Source organism: Cellulomonas sp. PhB143 (assembly GCF_003752595.1).
In the GTDB taxonomy this organism is placed as follows: Bacteria; Actinomycetota; Actinomycetes; order Actinomycetales; family Cellulomonadaceae; genus Paraoerskovia.
The window spans coordinates 71,117-87,781 of record NZ_RKIJ01000001.1 but is presented as its reverse complement, the minus strand read 5'-3'; the positions used below and the strand labels follow the sequence as shown (position 1 = coordinate 87,781).

The window sequence follows — 16,665 nt, the reverse complement described above, 5'->3', positions numbered from 1 at the left end:
CCCGGCGTTCCGTAGGCTGACCCGGTGATCCGTCCCGCCGCCGCGTCCCCCGCCCGCGCCCGCCGCCCGGGCCTCGCGCGCGGCGCGCGGGCCCTCGCCGTGGCGCTGGCGCTGCTGGTCGCGGCGCCGCTGGCGGGGCCGGCGACCGCCGCGGGCGCAGCGACCGCCTCGGGCGCGGCAGGCACAGCCGGCGCAGCGAGCACAGCCGGCGCAGCGAGCACAGCGCCGCTCGCCGCCGACGGGACCACGCCGACCGTGCTCGTCGGGCTGGGCGGCCTGCGCTGGGACGACGTCTCGTCGTCGACCACGCCGACGCTGTGGCGCATGGTGGGCACCGGCTCCGTGGCGTCGATCAACGTGCGGACCGCGAGCGCGCTCACCTGCCGCCTCGACGCCTGGCTGACTCTGTCGGCCGGACGCCGCACCTCGGCGCCCGTCCCGGCGCCCGACCCGGGCAGCGGCCACAGCGCGGGGACCGACGGCGCGGACGGCGACGGTTCCGAGAGCGGCGGCTCGGACGGCGCGGACGCACCGCAGGACGGGTCCGCCGACGACGCGGGCGACCCGGCGGCGTCGTGCCTGCCCATGCCCACCCCGGTGCCGGACGGCGGCTCGGACGGCGCCCTGACCGCCATGACGGTGCCCGGCTGGGACGAGCTCGCGGCGCCCGTCGAGGAACCCACCGAGCCGACGCCCCCGGCGCCCGGGGTGCTGGGTGACGGGTTCGCCGCGGGCTCGCTGTGCTCGACGGCCGTCGGTCCCGGCGCAGCCGTGATGCTCGCGGACTCCGACGGGTCCGTCGACCGGTACGCGTCCGACCTCTCGCAGGTCTCGGACGCCGACCTCACCTCGTGCCCGACGACGGTCGTCGACCTGGGCGAGCTCCCGAGCACCGGCCCCGAACGCACGGCGGCGCTCGGGGACCTCGACGACGCGCTCGCGCGCGTCGAGCGCGCCCTGCCGGACCGCTCGCGCGTGCTCGTCGCCGGGGTCACCGGCACGCCGCTCGCGCAGCCCGACCTCCAGGTCGTGGTGGACCACACCTCCGGGACCGAGGACGCCCGATGGCTCACCTCGCAGGGCACCCGGCGGCCCGGCTTCGTCCAGCTCGCGGACCTCACCGCGACGGTGGCGGACGACGCCGGCGCGAGCACCGCGCAGATCGACGGCCACCCGCTGGAGAAGGGCGAGCAACGGCGCACCGGGACGCGGGGCACCGTCGAGAACCGCCGGTACGTCGACGTCCTGACGACGACCATCCCGCACGTGATGCCGGTGCTCGTGGGGACGCTCGTGGTGGCGCTGCTGCTCGCCCTGGTGGGCGCCGTCGTCGGGCACCGCCGCCGGTCCGCGGCACGGGACGAGGACCCGAGCGGCACCGCCCCGACCGCGACGCGCCGCCGGCTGCTGGCCGCGACGTCCGCGCTCGTGGCGACCGCGCCCGTCGCGGCGTCGCTCGCGACCCTCACCCGGTGGTGGGTGCGGCCCGCCCCGACGTTCGTCCTGCTGACCGCCCTGTGCGCCACGGCGGCGGTCCTGACCGTCGCCGCGTGGTGGCTGGCGCGACGCCTGCCGCCGCACCCCTGGAACCTCGCCACGACGCTCGCGGGGGCGTCGTGGCTGGTGCTGACCGTCGACGGCCTCGCGGGCACGCCGCTGCAGCAGGGCTCCCTGCTCGGTCCGTCGCTGACGCTCGGCGCCCGCTTCTACGGGTTCAGCAACATGACCTTCGCCGTGTACGCGGTCGCCGGACTGGTCCTCGCCACCGGGATCGCGTCGACGATCCTCGCGGGCGGCCGGGGCACAGGTCGCCGCCGGGCCGCCGTCGGCGCCGTCGTCGCGGTCGGCGCGGTGACGACGCTCGTGGACGGCTGGCCCGCCTTCGGCGCGGACCTCGGCGGGATCCTGGCCCTCGTGCCGTCCTTCGCGGTGCTGGCGCTGCTCGTCGCCGGCGTCCGGGTGACGGTCCGGCGGATCCTCGTCGTCGCCGTCCTGACCGTCCTCGTGGTCGCGGTCGTCTCCGTGCTCGACTGGCTGCGCCCGGGCGAGCCGTCGCACCTCGGCGCGTTCGTGCAGCGGGTGGTCGACGGCGAGGCGCCCTCGATGATCGCCGGCAAGGCGCGGGCCATGTTCGCGACGTTCGCCAACCCCGCGGGGCTGGTCGCCGTCCTCGTGCTCGTCGGCGTCGGGTGGGTGGCGCTGCACCCCCGCCGCGCCCGCGTCCCCGAGATCGCAGACGCCTACGACCGCTGGCCGCAGCTGCGGGCGCTCGTGGTGGCGCTCATGACCGTCGCCGTCGTCGGCTCCGTGCTCAACGACTCGGGCGTCGTCGTGGCGCTCGTCGTGCTGCTCGTCGCCGTCGCCACGCTGCTGGCCACCTTCACCGTCCCCGGCCGGCAGGCGGGCCGGGCGGGCGGCGGGAACGACGAGCGGACCCCCGCCGTCCGGAGCATGCCCGCCACGGTCCTGACCCTCGCGGGCGGCCTGCTCGTGACGATGCTGCTCGCCACGGCCGTCGCCCCGCCCGACGGCGCGAGCGCGGCCGGGCGCCAGACCTCGCCGTCGGCGGAGGCGCAGGCCGTCTCCCCCGGCGACCAGGTCGTCGTCGTCGGCACCGCGGGCCTGCGCTGGGACGACGTCTCCGCCGGCCGGACGCCGACGCTGAGCGCGATGACCACGGAGGACGCCGCGACCGCGGGCGACTCGTTGCCCACGGGGAACGCCGCCCGCTGCTCCGCGGGCGGGTGGCTGGCGCTCTCCGCGGGCCAGCCCGCCGAGGTGACCGACACGCACACGGCCACCGGGGCGTGGGCCTGCCCGGCGCTCGCCGTGCACGACGGGAAGGTCGACGGCTGGGACGCGCTCTCCGCGCTCCAGGACCGGTCCGGCTTCGACGCGACGCTCGGCGTGCTGGGCGACGCCCTCGCCGCCCCGGGCGCCGCGCGCTGCGCGACCGCCGTCGGACCGGGCGCCGCCGTCGCGCTCGCCCGCCGCGACGGCAGCGTGCCCGGCTACCGCACCCTCGACGACGCGCTGGGCGGCGGGGGCGACGCCTTCACCTGCCCCGTGACCGTGGTGGACGCCGGCGACGCGACCGCACGGCCGCCGTCGGGCACCACCCACGCCCAGGCGGAGGCGGTGCGGGCCGCCCAGGTCGGCGCGATCGACACCACCGTCTCGCGGGTGCTGGACGTCGCGCCCGCCACCGCCACCGTGCTCGTGGTCGACGTGTCCAACGTGCCGGGCACCACCCCCTCGCTCGGCGTCACCGTGCTGCGGCCCGGGGCGCGCGACCCCGACGGCCCCCGCTACCTGACCAGCGCCGCGACCCGGACCGACGGCGTCGTCCGCCTGCTCGACGTCCCGCCGACGATCCTCGCGGCGGCCGGCACGGCCGTCCCCCCGCCCGTCGAGGACACCCCGCTGGTGCTCGGCTCGGCCCGTCCGACCGACGCCGCGGCGACCGCCGACGCGCTCGCCGACCTGACCTCGCTCGACCACGTGCGGCGCGGCGCCTACGGCTGGTTCGTCGACGTGCCCCTGTACGCGGGGCTCCTGCTCGCCCTGCTCGCGCTCGGCGCGAGCCGGCTCGTGCCGCGCTGGGCCGAGCGGCCCCGGCTGCGCTCGCGCCTGCGTCGGGCGGGCGAGGGTGCCGCGCTCGCGATCGCGTCGGTCTCCGCCGCGGCGTTCCTCGTCTCGCTCACCTCGTGGTGGCGGTTCACCTCCCCCGGCTGGGCGCTCGCCGTCGTGACGGTCGGGGCGACGGCGGTCGTCGCCGGCCTCGCCTCCCTCGCCCCCCGCCGGCCGGTCTGGGCCGCGCCCGCGATCGTCGCCGGGATCACGTTCGGCGTGCTCAGCCTCGACGCGTTCGTGGGCACGCCCCTCAACCGGGCGAGCCCCCTGGGCTCTGCCCCGAGCTACGGCGCCCGGTTCTACGGCTTCGGCAACCCGACCTTCTCCGTGTACGCGGTGGCGGGCGTGGTCCTGGCCGCCGCCGTCGCGCAGTGGCTCGTCGCGCGCGGACGGCGGCGCACCGCCGCCGTGGTCGTGGCCGCCCTCGGGGTGCTCGCGCTGCTCGTGGACGTCGGCCCGACCCTGGGCGCTGACCTGGGGGGCGGCCTCGTCCTCGCGCCGACGTTCGCCGTGCTGGTCCTCGCCGCCTCCGGCGCGCGCCTGACGTTCCGGAGGTTCGTGCTCGTGGGCGCGGTGGGCGTGCTCGCGGTCGCCGCGATCGGCGTGCTCGACTGGCTGCGCCCACCGGAGCAGCGCTCGCACCTCGGGCGCTTCGTCGGGCAGGTGGTCGACGGCGACGCGTGGGAGACGCTGCTGCGCAAGTCCGGGTACGCGATGCGCTCCGTCCTCGGCGGCGTGCCCGTGTGGCTCACCCTCGTGGTGCTCGTGCTCGCCGCGCTCCTGCTGTTCGCGCCGCACCGGTTCACGCCGCGCTGGTTCGCCCGCGCGGAGGAGGGCTGGCCGCTGCTGCGGCCGGCCGTGCTCGCGATGTGGGTCATGGGTGTCGCCGGGTCCCTGGTCAACGACTTCGGCGTGCGCATCGCGATGATCGCGCTGGTGCCGGCGATCCCGCTGATCACCGCCACCGGGATCCGGGCGGCCGCCGTTGCCGGGCTGCGCGGCACCGGCGGGATCGTGCCGGGCGGTGCCGTGCCGGAGACGGGCACGGACCTGATGTCGGAGCGCTGAGCGCTCAGCCCTTGCGGCGTCCCGCGCCGACGACCGCCTTGGCGCGGCGGGCGCCCGCCGCGACCTGGACGTCGCGGTACTGGGCCGCCCGGTGCATCTGGCCCTTGAGGTCGGTGCCCGAGGCACGGTGGCGCAGGTCGCACGGGACCTCGACGGCCACGTAGCCGGCGCGCAGCAGGTCGATCGTCATGCCGGTCTCGACGCCCCAGCCGCGCGCGAGCGGCGTCGCCGCCTCGAACGCCTCGCGGGTCATGCAGCGCATGCCGGACAGCGGCTGGGTCGGGGCCCACCCCGTGAGGCCGTGGATCGCGCGCCGCGCGGCGCCGACCACGAGGCCGCGGCCGCCCGCGCCCGGCTGCGGTGGCAGCAGCGCGATCGAGACGTCCGCGACGCCGTCGCGCACCGGGGCGACGAGCGGTGCCGTGTTGACCGCGGTCTCGGCCAGGTCGCCGTCGATGAAGAGGAGCAGGCGGGGCGCACGGTCCGGCGCGTCGCGCATCGCGACGACGGCGGCGCCCGTCTCCATCGCGGCGGCCTTGCCCCGGTTGTGGGAGTGGCGCACGACGACGGCTCCCGCCTCGCGGGCGACGTCCTGGGTGTTGTCGGTGCTGCCGTCGTCGACCACCAGGACCATGTCGACGTGCGGGATGGCGCGCGCCGCGCGGACGGTGGCGGCGATGCGGCGCGACTCGTCCTTCGCGGGGACCACCACGGCGACGCGCTGCTGCGAGGCGCGCCCGCGCACCGGGCGCGCCGGGCGCGGGGTCTTCGCGACGGGGTTCGGCACGCTCGAGGTGGTGTACGCGTTGCCGATGCCGCTGCGGGCGGCCTGGGGGTGACCGGGCGCCGGGTCCTTCGCGGCCGCACGGCCGCGCTCCGGGGCACGGTTCTCCGGGGCCTCGGACCGGTCGGGCGAGGCCGTTCCGTCGAGGGGCACCTGGTCCGCAGTCACAGGACCATCCTAGTGCAAAGGGCACGTCCGTGATTGCCACACCACGCCCCGCAGAGGCCGAGATTCCGGGCCTGGACCGCGCCTGGACCATGCCTGGGTCATGCCTGGCCCCCGGTCCCGTGCCCGGAGGGCGCCGGGAACCCCCGGGGAACGGTAGGGGCGCTCAGCGCAGCGTGACCTGGCGCGCGACGATGCCCGCGCGGGCCCGCCGCTCGTTCGCGTCGAGGGGCGCGTCGACCGCGAGCGCCTCGTCGAGCCGGGCGCGGAACGCGAGCGCGGGCTCCTCGAGCTCGTCGGCCTCCGTGCCGCGCGCGAGCTCCCACACCGGGACGAGGATCCCCGAGGACCGGAACGCGCCGACGAACCTGCCGTCGCCCAGCCCCGACTCCCGCCGGGCGTGCAGGCGCGCGACCGCGTCGATGAGCACGTCCTCGTCGTAGGGCAGGGCCCAGCGCAGGAACTCTCGGCTCATGCGGCACCAGTAGGCGGACTCGACGGAGGCCACCTTGGCGGTGGGGATGATCGTCTCCGCCGACTCCTCCAGCGCGGCCGACATCTCGGCGTCGACCTCGGTCGACGGGTCCAGCCAGAAGCCGAAGTCGTCGTGCACCTGCGCGACGAGCGGCTCGGAGAGGTCGAGGACGTCCTGCAGCCGGGGGCCGGCGCCCGGCAGCCCGTTGGCCTGCACCGAGGTGCCCGGATCGGTGTCGAGGGCCTCGAGCAGGACGTCGGCGAGGTCGCGGCTGGCGTCGCCGGACCCCGCGAGCGTCTGCAGCGCGACGAGCACGACGCCGTCGGTGCGGTGCAGCGCCGACCAGCCCTCGGGCAGGACGGTCACGAACAGCACGTCCCGCGAGCCGTGCTCGGCGGTCGTGCGGGCCTTCGCGGTCGCGGCGGGGACCACCTCGCGCATCGCGACGAGATCGGTCTCGCCGGGGATGCCCTCGAACGGGCGCAGCACGAAGTCGGGCGTGGAGTTCTTGGCCATGCGGGCGAGTCTATCCACGGGCGACGGGCGGTGCGGGCGCCGGGGTCGGGTGGCAGGATCGGGGCCATGGACCCCCGCGCCGGAACCCCCGCCCAGCCCCAGGACCTCATCGACGTCGACCGGGTGGTCGGCGCCTACTACGACCTCGTGCCCGACGTCGACGACCCGGCGCAGCAGGTCGTGTTCGGCACCTCGGGCCACCGCGGCTCCAGCCTCGACCACGCCTTCAACGAGGCGCACATCGTGGCGATCACGCAGGCGATCGTCGAGTACCGGCGCGCCCAGGGCACCGACGGGCCGCTGTACATCGGCCGAGACACGCACGCGCTGTCCCAGCCCGCGTGGCAGAGCGCCCTCGAGGTCCTCGCCGCCGCCGGCGTGGAGGTGATGGTCGACGCCCGGGACAGCTGGACGCCCACGCCGGCCGTGTCGCAGGCGATCCTGCTGCACAACGGCGCGACCACGGACGCCGGGGTGCGCACCCAGGGACCGGGCCTCGCCGACGGGATCGTCGTGACCCCGTCCCACAACCCGCCGCGCGACGGCGGCTTCAAGTACAACCCGCCGCACGGCGGCCCCGCCGGCTCGGAGGCGACCGGGTGGATCGCCGACCTGGCCAACGAGATCCTGCGCACCGGCGTCGGGCAGGTGCGGCGCGTGTCCCTCGACGAGGCGCTGGCGGCCGAGACCACCCGTCGCCACGACTTCATGAGCTCGTACGTCGACGACCTGGCGAACGTCGTCGACATGGACGCGATCCGGACCTCCGGCGTCCGGATCGGCGCGGACCCGCTCGGCGGCGCGTCGGTCGAGTACTGGGGCGCGATCGCCGAGCGGTACGACCTCGACCTGACCGTCGTCAACCCGCAGGTCGACCCCCGGTGGGCGTTCATGACGCTCGACTGGGACGGCAAGATCCGCATGGACTGCTCGTCGCCGTCCGCGATGGCCTCGCTCGTCGCGAAGATGACGGACCCGGCCACCTCCGGGACGTTCGACATCGCGACCGGCAACGACGCCGACTCCGACCGGCACGGCATCGTCACGCCCGACGCGGGGCTGATGAACCCGAACCACTTCCTCGCCGTCGCGATCCGGTACCTGTACTCCGGCGCCCGGCCGGGCTGGCCGGGCGAGGCCGCGATCGGCAAGACGCTCGTCTCGTCCTCCCTCATCGACCGGGTCGCCGCGTCCCTCGGCCGCCGGCTCGTCGAGGTCCCCGTCGGCTTCAAGTGGTTCGTTCCCGGGCTGCTCGACGGGTCCGTCGGGTTCGGCGGGGAGGAGTCGGCCGGGGCGTCGTTCCTGCGCACCGACGGACGCGTGTGGACCACCGACAAGGACGGGATCCTGCTCGCGCTGCTGGGCTCCGAGATCCTCGCGACGAGCGGCCGGACGCCGTCCCAGCACCACGCGGACCTCGTCGGCGAGTTCGGCGAGTCCTGGTACGCGCGCGTCGACGCCCCCGCCAGCCTCGAGGAGAAGGCGACGCTGTCGAAGCTGTCCCCCGAGCAGGTCGCGGCGACCACGCTCGCCGGGCAGGAGATCACCGCGAAGCTGACCCGGGCCCCGGGCAACGACGCGGCGGTCGGCGGCCTGAAGGTCACGACGGAGGACGCCTGGTTCGCGGCACGGCCGTCGGGCACCGAGAACGTCTACAAGATCTACGCCGAGTCGTTCGTCTCGGCCGAGCACCTGGAGACCGTGCAGTCGGAGGCCAAGGACGTGGTCTCGGCGGCGCTGGGCGGCTGACCCCCTGGCGCCCCTGCTCCGCCGAGAAGTCGATTTCGGCCCCTGGATCCGGAGGATCAGGGGCCGAAATCGACTTCTCGGCGAGAGGGGGCGGGCGGGGCCCGGGTGGTGGGCCTCAGTCCTCGGGCTGCAGCAGGTCCGCGTACTCGGGGTGCCGCTCGACGTAACCGGCGACGAACGGGCAGAGCGCGACCGCCTTGCCGCCGTTCGAGCGGATGGCGTCGAGCGCCCCGCGCACCAGCGTGGAGCCGGCCCCCTGGCCCTCGACCGCGTCGTCGACCTCGGTGTGCGTCAGCACCGTGACCGCGTCGTGGCGCGTGTAGGCGGCGGTGCCGACGAGGTCGCCGTCCGCCGTCCGGATCTCGAAGCGTGAACGCTCGGGCGCGTCCGTGACCGTCATGTCGTCGCTCATGGGACCAGTCTGCGCACGACGCCGCCGTCCTCGCCGCCCGACGCCCCCGCCGAGATGTCGAACTCGGCCCCTGTATTCGTCAGGTCTGGGGCCGAGTTCGACGTCTCGGCGGAAGGGGCGGGGAGGACGGGCGGAGGGTCACAGCCGCGCGACGAGGTCCTGATAGTCGGGGTGACGCTCGATCCAGCCGTCGAAGAACCAGCAGGTCGGGACCACGCCGAGGCCCTCGGCCCGCGCGTCGTCCAACGCCCGGCGGGCGAGCGCCGACGCGACGCCCCGGCCCTCGTGCTGGGGCGGGACGACCGTGTGCGGGAACTCGACGACGCCGTCGCGGCGCACGTAGTCGGCGGTCCCGATCACCGTCCCGTCCTCCACCCGCGCCTCGTAGCGCGACCGCTCGGGCACCTGGACGACGTCGTAGCTCGGCTCCTGAGTCATGTCAGGGTCAAGCGTCGCGCGCGCGAGAACCTTCCCGGCCGGGCATGGCGCGGGCCGCCCCGACCGCCGAGATGTCGAACTCTGCCCCTGGATTCGAAGAATCAGGGGCAGAGTTCGACATCTCGGCGGAGGGGGGCGGGCCACCGCAGGCGGAGAGGGGCGGTCGAGCGGCCGGGATGGAAGAATGGCACGGTGGTGCAGCAACCGTCCGAGGCCCAGGCGCCCGATCCCTCCCGCCGCACCAACCCGTACCTCGCGGTCCTGCGCATCCCCGGCGGCGCCCGCTTCTCCGCCGCCGCCCTGCTCGCGCGCATGCCGATGTCGATGCTCGGCATCGGCACCGTCCTGATGGTCGAGCGCGTCTACGGCTCGTACGCCCTCGCCGGCCGCGTCTCCGCGGTGCTCGTGCTCGCGCAGGCCGTCTGCTCACCGCCGCTGGCGCGCCTCGTGGACCGCGCCGGCCAGCGCCGCGTGATGCTCCCCCTGATCTTCCTCGCCGCCGTCGGCCTCGCGGGCCTCGTCCTCGTCGGGAACGCGCACGGACCCGAGGCTCTGCTGTACCTCTTCGCGGCGGTCTCGGGCGGCTCGTCCGGCTCGTTCGGGTCGATGGTCCGCGCCCGCTGGTCGCACGTGATCTCCGACCCGCGGACCCTGCACACCGCCTACTCGCTCGAGTCGGCCCTCGACGAGGTCGTCTTCGTCGTCGGCCCCGCGCTGGTGACGATCCTCGCGACGGGCGTGGCGCCGTCGGCCGGTCTGCTCGTCGCGCTCGTCGCCGCGTTCGTGGGCGGCCTGTGGTTCGTCTCCCAGCGCGCCACCGAGCCCCCGACCTCCGAGACGGCGCCCGACGACGGCGGGCGCCGCCGGCGCGGCCGGTCCGCCATGCGCACCCCCGGCATGCTGGTGCTGGTGCTCGTGTTCGTCGCGATGGGCATGATGTTCGGCTCGATCGACGTCTCGACCGTCGCGTTCGCCGACGAGCACGGCCGCCCCGGCGTCTCGGGGCTCCTGCTCGGTGTGTTCGCCTGCGGCTCGCTCATCTCCGGCCTCGTGTACGGGGCGCGGCACTGGGTCTCGCCCCTGTGGCGCCGGTTCGTCGTCGGCGTCGTGGCCCTCGCGGTCGGCGCGGCGCTGTTCACGGTGGCGACCTCGCTCCCGGTGCTCGCCGCGGTGATGTTCGTGACCGGCTTCGCGATCGCGCCGACGCTCATCAACGGCAACGCCCTCGTGCAGAACCTCGTCCGCCCGGACCAGCTCACGGAGGGTCTCGCGTGGGTCGGGACCTCGCTCGGCATCGGCGTCTCCGTCGGCTCCTCGATCGCCGGCGGGCGCATCGAGTCCGACGGCGCGGCCGGCGGCTTCCACGTGCTCATGGCGGCCGCGGGGATCGCGGTCGTCGTCACGCTCGTCTCCGTGCGCCGCATCCGCCGCGGCGGCCCGACGGAGTCGGTCACGACCTCCTGAGCGCACGCCTCCCCCTGCGGCCCGGCGCGCGGCGCAGCACGATGGACGACGACGCCCGCACCAGCCCAGGAGGCCAGCATGCCGTTCGGAATCGGCACCCCGCCGCAGCACCAGCGCGACCGCACCGTCGCCGACCTGCTCGTCGCCCAGCTCGTCGCCGCCGGCGTCAAGCACGTCTACGGGATCGTGGGCGACAGCCTCAACCCCGTCGTCGACGCGATCCGCCGGTCGAACGCGGACGGCACCGGGATCGAGTGGGTGCACGTGCGCCACGAGGAGTCGGCCGCGTTCGCCGCGGCGGCCGCCGCCGAGGTGACCGGCGAGCTCGCCGTCTGCGCGGGCTCGTGCGGGCCCGGCAACCTGCACCTGATCAACGGCCTGTACGACGCGAACCGGTCGCGCGTGCCGGTCCTGGCGATCGCCAGCCACATCCCGAGCGCGCAGATCGGCACCCAGTTCTTCCAGGAGACCCACCCGGACCGGTTGTTCGTCGAGTGCTCCGTGTACTCGGAGATGATCTCCTCGGCCGCGCAGGCGCCGCGGGTGATCAGCTCGGCGATCCACCACGCGCTCGCCGCGCCCGGGGTCGCCGTCCTCACCCTGCCGGGCGACGTCGCCGACCTCGACGCGCCCAAGGCCGTGCGGGACGTCGCCATCCCGCCGGCCCGCCCGCGCGTCGTGCCCGACGCCGCCGCCGTCCGCGAGCTCGCCGAGGCCATCGACGCCGCGAAGAAGGTGACGATCTTCGCCGGCGCGGGCGTCCGGCACGCGCGCGCCGAGGTGCTCGAGCTCGCCGGGAAGATCGCCGCGCCCGTGGGCCACTCCCTGCGCGGCAAGGAGTGGATCCAGTACGACAACCCGTACGACGTCGGCATGAGCGGCCTCCTCGGCTACGGCGCGTGCGACGACGCGGTCCACCAGGCCGACCTGCTGATCCTCCTCGGCACCGACTTCCCGTACGACCAGTTCCTGCCCGACGACGTCCGCACCGCCCAGGTGGACATCGAGCCCGCGAGGATGGGCCGCCGCACCCGGCTGGACGTCGCGGTCGCGGGCGACGTCGGCGAGACGCTGCGCCTGCTGATCCCCCAGGTCTCGGCGGCGCGGAGCACCAGGTTCCTCGACACGATGCGCAAGCAGCACCTGCGGGCGCTGCGCGGCGTCGTCGGCGCGTACACGCGCAAGGTGGACCGGGCGATCCCGATCCACCCGGAGTACGTCGCCGACCAGCTCGACCAGGTCGCGGGCGACGACACCGTGTTCACCGTGGACACAGGCATGTGCAACGTGTGGGCCGCGCGGTACCTCACGCCGAACGGGCGCCGGCGCGTCATCGGCTCGTTCCTGCACGGGTCCATGGCCAACGCCCTGCCGCACGCGATCGGCGCGGCGTTCGCCGCCCGCGAGACAGGGTCCGACCGCCGGGTGGTGGCGCTCGCCGGCGACGGCGGCCTGTCGATGCTCCTGGGCGAGCTCATCACCGCGCGCCAGTACGACCTGCCGGTCACGGTCGTCGTGTTCAACAACGCGACGCTCGGGATGGTCCGGCTCGAGATGCTCGTCGACGGCCTGCCGTCGTTCGGCACCGACTCACCCGACGTCGACTATGCCGCCGTGGGCGCGGCGATCGGGATCCCGTCGCGGCGCGTGACCGACCCCGCGCAGGTGCGCGCGGCTCTCGCCGACGCCGTCGCGCAGCCCGGCCCGGCGCTCGTGGACGTCGTCACCGACCCGCGCGCGCTGTCGATCCCGCCGAACATCACGGCCGGGCAGGTGCGCGGGTTCGCGGCGGCGCTCACCAAGGAGGTCCTCGGCGGCGGCATGGGTGAGGCGGTGTCGATGGCCCGCTCGAACCTGCGCAACGTGCCGCGGCCCTGACGCGGGCGCGGGCCGAGCACGGGGTCGCCGCCCCACGAGAACGGCCTTGCCGCCGGACCAGCGGTGCTGGTCGGGCGGCAAGGCCGTGGTCGGCGCGCGTGGCGCGCGGGACGGGAGCGGAGGAGGTCAGTCCGTGAGGCGGTCGTCCGGCAGCCCGGCCGTGCCCACCGTCGAGGCGACGAACTTGCCCCGCTTGACCCGGACGTCGTCGTGCATGTCCTCGAGCTCCATGCCCTTGGTCTCCGGGACCCGGAAGAACACGAAGACCAGCGAGAGCAGCGCCATCACCGTGTAGAAGCCGTAGGCGAACGTCAGGCCGATGTCCGCGAAGACGGGGAACGTCATCGTGATCGCGAAGTTCGCGATCCACTGGGCGGCGGCGGCGACCGCGAGCCCCGTGGCGCGGATGCGGTTCGGGAACATCTCGCCGAGCAGCACCCACACGACCGGGCCCCACGTCGCGCCGAAGAACACGACGAACGCGTTCGCGCCGACGATCGCCACCGTGTCCCACGAGCCGCTGAAGCTGACCGCGTCGCCCGAGCCGCTGGCGTGGGAGAAGGCGAGCGCCATCATCCCGAGGGACACGAACATGCCCGTCGACCCGATGAGCAGCAGCAGCCGCCGCCCGATCTTGTCGACGAGGAGGATGGCGATGACCGTCACGACGACGTTGGTCACCGAGGTGATCGTCGAGGTGAGGAAGGCCTGGTCGGAGTCGAAGCCGACGGACTTCCACAGCGTCGTCGAGTAGTAGAAGATCACGTTGATCCCGACGAACTGCTGGAACACGGAGAGCAGGATCGCCGTCCAGACGATCGGCTTGAGACCCCAGGCCGAGCCTCGCAGGTCGCCGAGCGACTGCTTCTCCTCGACGTCGATGGTCGACTTGATGTCGTCGATCTTGCTCTGCACGTCGGTCTCGCCGGAGAAGACGCGCAGCACCTCGGCGGCCTGCTCGTCGTCGCCCTTGTTGACGAGGTAGCGCGGGGACTCCGGCAGCTTGAGCGCAGCGAGGCCGTAGATCAGTGCCGGGACGGCGGCGACCAGGAACATCCAGCGCCAGGCCTCCTGGCCGAACCAGAGGTCCTGCTCGGCGCCGCCCGCGCTGTTCTGCAGGAGCTGGTCGCTGAGCAGCGCGGCGAAGATGCCGAGGACGATCGCCATCTGCTGCAGCGAGCCGAGGCGCCCGCGGTACTTGGACGGCGAGACCTCCGCGATGTACGCGGGGGCGATGACGCTGGCCGCGCCGATCGCCAGGCCGCCGATCACGCGCCACAGCATGAGGTCCCACACCCCGAAGGCGAACCCGGAGCCGAACGCCGAGACGAAGAAGAGGACCGCCGCGAGCACCATCACGCGGATGCGGCCGTAGCGGTTCGCGAGGGACCCGGCGAACCAGGCACCGACGGCGCAGCCGAGGAGGGCGATGGCGACGACGAAGCCGGCGAACGTGTCGTTGTCGAGGCCGAACTGGTCGCGGATCGAGTCGACCGCGCCGTTGATCACCGACGAGTCGAAGCCGAAGAGGAACCCGCCGAGCGCGGCTCCGATGCTGATGCCGACCACGCGTCGGTTGAGCCGCTTGTCGGCGACCGCCCCCGAACTTCCAGGTGTACTCACCGTCGAACTCCTCTACGTCGCGCGGGCTCCGTGCCGGGACCCGACCCATCTAGCACGGTAGCGTCGCGGACCTGCGATCGCCTGGTAGAGAAAGCGTGACGATCGCGACGCGTGATCTGCGCCTCAGGGGCCTCAGGGGCCTCAGGGGCCTCAGGCCTGGGGGTCGCGGGCGTCGTACGCCCAGAAGCCCGGCTGGCGCCGCACCACGAACCACAGCACGGCGACGCACAGCAGGCCGCCGACCACCGCGGCCCATCCCTCGCCCACGAGCGAGGCGTCGCCGCCGAGCACGAGGTCGCCGAGCCGCGGACCGCCCGCGACCACCACGATGAACACGCCCTGCAGCCGCCCGCGCATCGCGTCGGGCGTCGCGGTCTGCAGGATCGTCTGACGGAAGACGGCGCTCACCGCGTCCGAGGCGCCCGCACCCACGAGGGCGAGGAAAGCGACGACGAGGGCGACGACGAGCACCTGGTCCGGCGTCGTGCGCCCGGCGACGACGAGCGTCCCGCCGAACAGCGCCACGCACAGCCCCCACGCCGTGATCGCCCACGCGATCACCCGGCCCTGCCAGCGCACGCGCGTCAGGCCGCCGGAGAACAGCCCGGCGAGGATGCCGCCGGCGGCGATCCCCGCCGTGAGCACGCCGGTGGTCACCTCCCCGCCGCCCAGGTAGACGACGCCGACGGCGGGGAACAGGACGCGCGGCATCGCGAGCACCATCGCGGCCAGGTCGACGACGAACGTCGTGCGCACGTTGGGCTGCGTGGCCAGGTAGCGCAGGCCCTCGACGACCGAGCGCAGGCCGACCCCGCGGCGCCGGGACGGGGCGGGGTCGGACAGGTCGGCCCCGGCCCCGGCCCCGGCCTCGGCCGGGGCGGCCGGGGACGTCTCGGGCAGTATCGCGGGCAGCCGCCACACCGCCCACAGCGCGGCCGTGAACAGCGCCGCGTCGATCGTGTACGCCTGCGCGTACCCCCAGGCGGCGACGAGGCTCGCGCCGGCGAGCGGCCCGACGGTGAGCGCCACGTTCCACGCGAGCGTGCTCAGGGAGTTCGCCGCGGGGACCAGCCGGCGGTCCAGCAGCCGGGGGATGATCGCCGTCCGCGCGGGGTTGTGGACGGCCGACGCGGCGGACTGCAGCGCCACCAGCCCGTAGAGCACGCCGACGGAGTCGAGGCCGAGCCACGCCTGCGTCGCGAGCAGCCCCGTCACGCCCCACAGGACGAACGCCGAGACCAGCGCCACCCGCCGGCGGTCGTAGGCGTCCACGAGCGCGCCGCCGTACAGGCCGAGCGCCACGAGCGGCACGAGCGCGCAGATACCGAGCACCCCGACGGCCAGCGTCGAGCGGCTCAGCTCGTAGACCTGCAGCCCGACCGCGACGACCGTCAGCTGCGTCCCCAGGTTCGACACGCCCAGGCCCCACCACAGGCGCCGGTACGACGGGGAGACGCGCAAGGGGGTGGTGTCGACGAGGAGGCCGGTGGGGATGCGGGGCACGAGGGTCCAGGGTAGTTCGCGCGCCGTGCGGGCCGCCCGGGCGCCCGGGCGCGTCCTGCCGTCGACAGCCGGCCGCGCTCCGGGGACAGTGGGTCCGTGCGCCTCGCCTCGTTCAACGTCCAGCACGGCCGGCCCGCGGTGGTTCCCGGGCCCGGTCTTCCGCCGGGCCCCCGGGACCACGCGCTGCACCTCGCGCGCTACCGCGACGCCGTCGCCTCGCTGGGGGCCGACGTCGTCGCGCTCCAGGAGATCGAGCAGGGACGGCGCCGCTCGGGCCGGGCCGACCATCTGGCCCACGCCGCCGAGGCGGCCGACGCCGTCGACCACCGCTTCGTGGCGACGCGCCGCGGCTACGGGATCGGGATCGTCAGCCGGATCCCGGTGACCTCCTGGCACGAGCTGCACCTGCCCGCGCTGCGGCTGCCGCGGGTGCGGCGAACGCGACGGCCTCCGTTCTGGCGCGTGGTGCGCGACGAGCCGCGCGCCGCGCTCGCCGCCGTCCTGGCGACCGACGACGGCCCGCTCACCGTCGTCGCGACGCACCTGTCGGTGGTGCGGCCCCGGACCACCGACCAGCTGCACGTGCTGCGGGTGTGGGCCGAGCGACTGCCGCGTCCGCTCGTGCTGCTGGGCGACCTGAACCTGCGCCCGCCGGTGCCGGAGCAGATCACGGGCTGGCGCAGCCTCGCGGCCGCGCCGACGTACCCGGGGCACCGGCCGCGCGCGCAGATCGACCACGTGCTGGCCGACGGCGACGTGCGCGCCGCCGGTCCTGCCCGGGCGCTCGCCACGGGGGTCGGCGACCACCGGGCGCTGGTGGTCGACGTCGTCGTCGGCCGCCGAGGGTGACGCGCCCTCCGCCGACGGCGACCTGCCCTTCGCCGAGGGCGACGTTCCGCGCCCGCTGAGGGGCGGTTCCGGCCGTGGAACGTCGCCCTCGGCGCGAGAGGCGTCGCC

At 75.2% G+C, this 16,665-nt stretch carries 11 protein-coding genes; 5 read left to right on the top strand and 6 right to left on the bottom strand.

Annotated elements, in window-relative coordinates:
• Positions 1–24: 24 nt before the first annotated feature.
• A complete protein-coding gene (locus tag EDF32_RS14505) occupies positions 25–4,701 on the top strand; it encodes a hypothetical protein (RefSeq protein ID WP_158614029.1) in 4,677 nt (1,558 codons plus the stop codon).
• Positions 4,702–4,705: 4 nt separating this feature from the next.
• Here EDF32_RS14505 and EDF32_RS00355 read toward each other — a convergent pair whose 3' ends face one another.
• The gene (locus tag EDF32_RS00355) at positions 4,706–5,488 is read right to left on the bottom strand and encodes a glycosyltransferase family 2 protein (RefSeq protein ID WP_370449869.1); all 783 of its coding nucleotides are present in this window, start codon (positions 5,486–5,488) and stop codon (positions 4,706–4,708) included.
• A 328-nt stretch (positions 5,489–5,816) separates the two neighbouring features.
• Positions 5,817–6,641: a DUF5926 family protein gene (locus EDF32_RS00350; RefSeq protein WP_123306554.1), complete on the bottom strand. Its 825-nt coding sequence runs from the start codon at positions 6,639–6,641 to the stop codon at positions 5,817–5,819.
• 66 nt (positions 6,642–6,707) lie between these two features.
• Here EDF32_RS00350 and pgm point away from each other — a divergent pair, with 66 nt between their 5' ends.
• A complete protein-coding gene (pgm, locus tag EDF32_RS00345) occupies positions 6,708–8,390 on the top strand; it encodes a phosphoglucomutase (alpha-D-glucose-1,6-bisphosphate-dependent) (RefSeq protein ID WP_123306553.1) in 1,683 nt (560 codons plus the stop codon).
• 115 nt (positions 8,391–8,505) lie between these two features.
• Here the strand turns inward: pgm and EDF32_RS00340 are convergent, their stop codons facing one another.
• Both EDF32_RS00340 and EDF32_RS00335 read right to left on the bottom strand, forming a co-directional pair.
• Complete coding sequence (locus EDF32_RS00340) at positions 8,506–8,802, bottom strand: GNAT family N-acetyltransferase (RefSeq protein ID WP_123306552.1); 297 nt, start codon at positions 8,800–8,802, stop codon at positions 8,506–8,508.
• Positions 8,803–8,940: 138 nt separating this feature from the next.
• A complete protein-coding gene (locus tag EDF32_RS00335; RefSeq protein WP_123306551.1) occupies positions 8,941–9,240 on the bottom strand; it encodes a GNAT family N-acetyltransferase in 300 nt (99 codons plus the stop codon).
• Between the two features lie 192 nt (positions 9,241–9,432).
• Between EDF32_RS00335 and EDF32_RS00330 the strand changes: the two genes are divergently transcribed.
• Positions 9,433–10,704 carry an MFS transporter gene (locus EDF32_RS00330; RefSeq protein WP_123306550.1) on the top strand — a complete coding sequence of 424 codons (1,272 nt, stop codon included), beginning with the start codon at positions 9,433–9,435 and terminating at the stop codon, positions 10,702–10,704.
• A gap of 78 nt (positions 10,705–10,782) precedes the next feature.
• On the top strand, positions 10,783–12,582 hold the full coding sequence (locus tag EDF32_RS00325) for a pyruvate dehydrogenase (RefSeq protein WP_123306549.1): 1,800 nt from the start codon (positions 10,783–10,785) through the stop codon (positions 12,580–12,582).
• Positions 12,583–12,708: 126 nt separating this feature from the next.
• On the opposite strand, the gene EDF32_RS00320 is transcribed toward EDF32_RS00325, so the two are convergent.
• The gene (locus EDF32_RS00320) at positions 12,709–14,205 is read right to left on the bottom strand and encodes a sugar porter family MFS transporter (protein ID WP_233565587.1); all 1,497 of its coding nucleotides are present in this window, start codon (positions 14,203–14,205) and stop codon (positions 12,709–12,711) included.
• A 150-nt stretch (positions 14,206–14,355) separates the two neighbouring features.
• Positions 14,356–15,708, bottom strand: a complete 1,353-nt coding sequence (locus EDF32_RS00315; RefSeq protein ID WP_370449867.1) for an MFS transporter — start codon at positions 15,706–15,708, stop codon at positions 14,356–14,358.
• 96 nt (positions 15,709–15,804) lie between these two features.
• Here EDF32_RS00315 and EDF32_RS00310 point away from each other — a divergent pair, with 96 nt between their 5' ends.
• The gene (locus tag EDF32_RS00310; RefSeq protein WP_123306547.1) at positions 15,805–16,557 is read left to right on the top strand and encodes an endonuclease/exonuclease/phosphatase family protein; all 753 of its coding nucleotides are present in this window, start codon (positions 15,805–15,807) and stop codon (positions 16,555–16,557) included.
• The last annotated feature ends 108 nt before the right edge of the window (positions 16,558–16,665 follow it).

Excerpts from the sequence above, each read along its gene's own strand:
- EDF32_RS00350 (WP_123306554.1), bottom strand. The coding sequence starts at position 6,641 with ATGGCCAAGAACTCCACGCCCGACTTCGTGCTGCGCCCGTTCGAGGGC.
- pgm (WP_123306553.1), top strand. The coding sequence starts at position 6,708 with ATGGACCCCCGCGCCGGAACCCCCGCCCAGCCCCAGGACCTCATCGAC.
- EDF32_RS00340 (WP_123306552.1), bottom strand. The coding sequence starts at position 8,802 with ATGAGCGACGACATGACGGTCACGGACGCGCCCGAGCGTTCACGCTTC.
- EDF32_RS00335 (WP_123306551.1), bottom strand. The coding sequence starts at position 9,240 with ATGACTCAGGAGCCGAGCTACGACGTCGTCCAGGTGCCCGAGCGGTCG.
- EDF32_RS00325 (WP_123306549.1), top strand. The coding sequence starts at position 10,783 with ATGCCGTTCGGAATCGGCACCCCGCCGCAGCACCAGCGCGACCGCACC.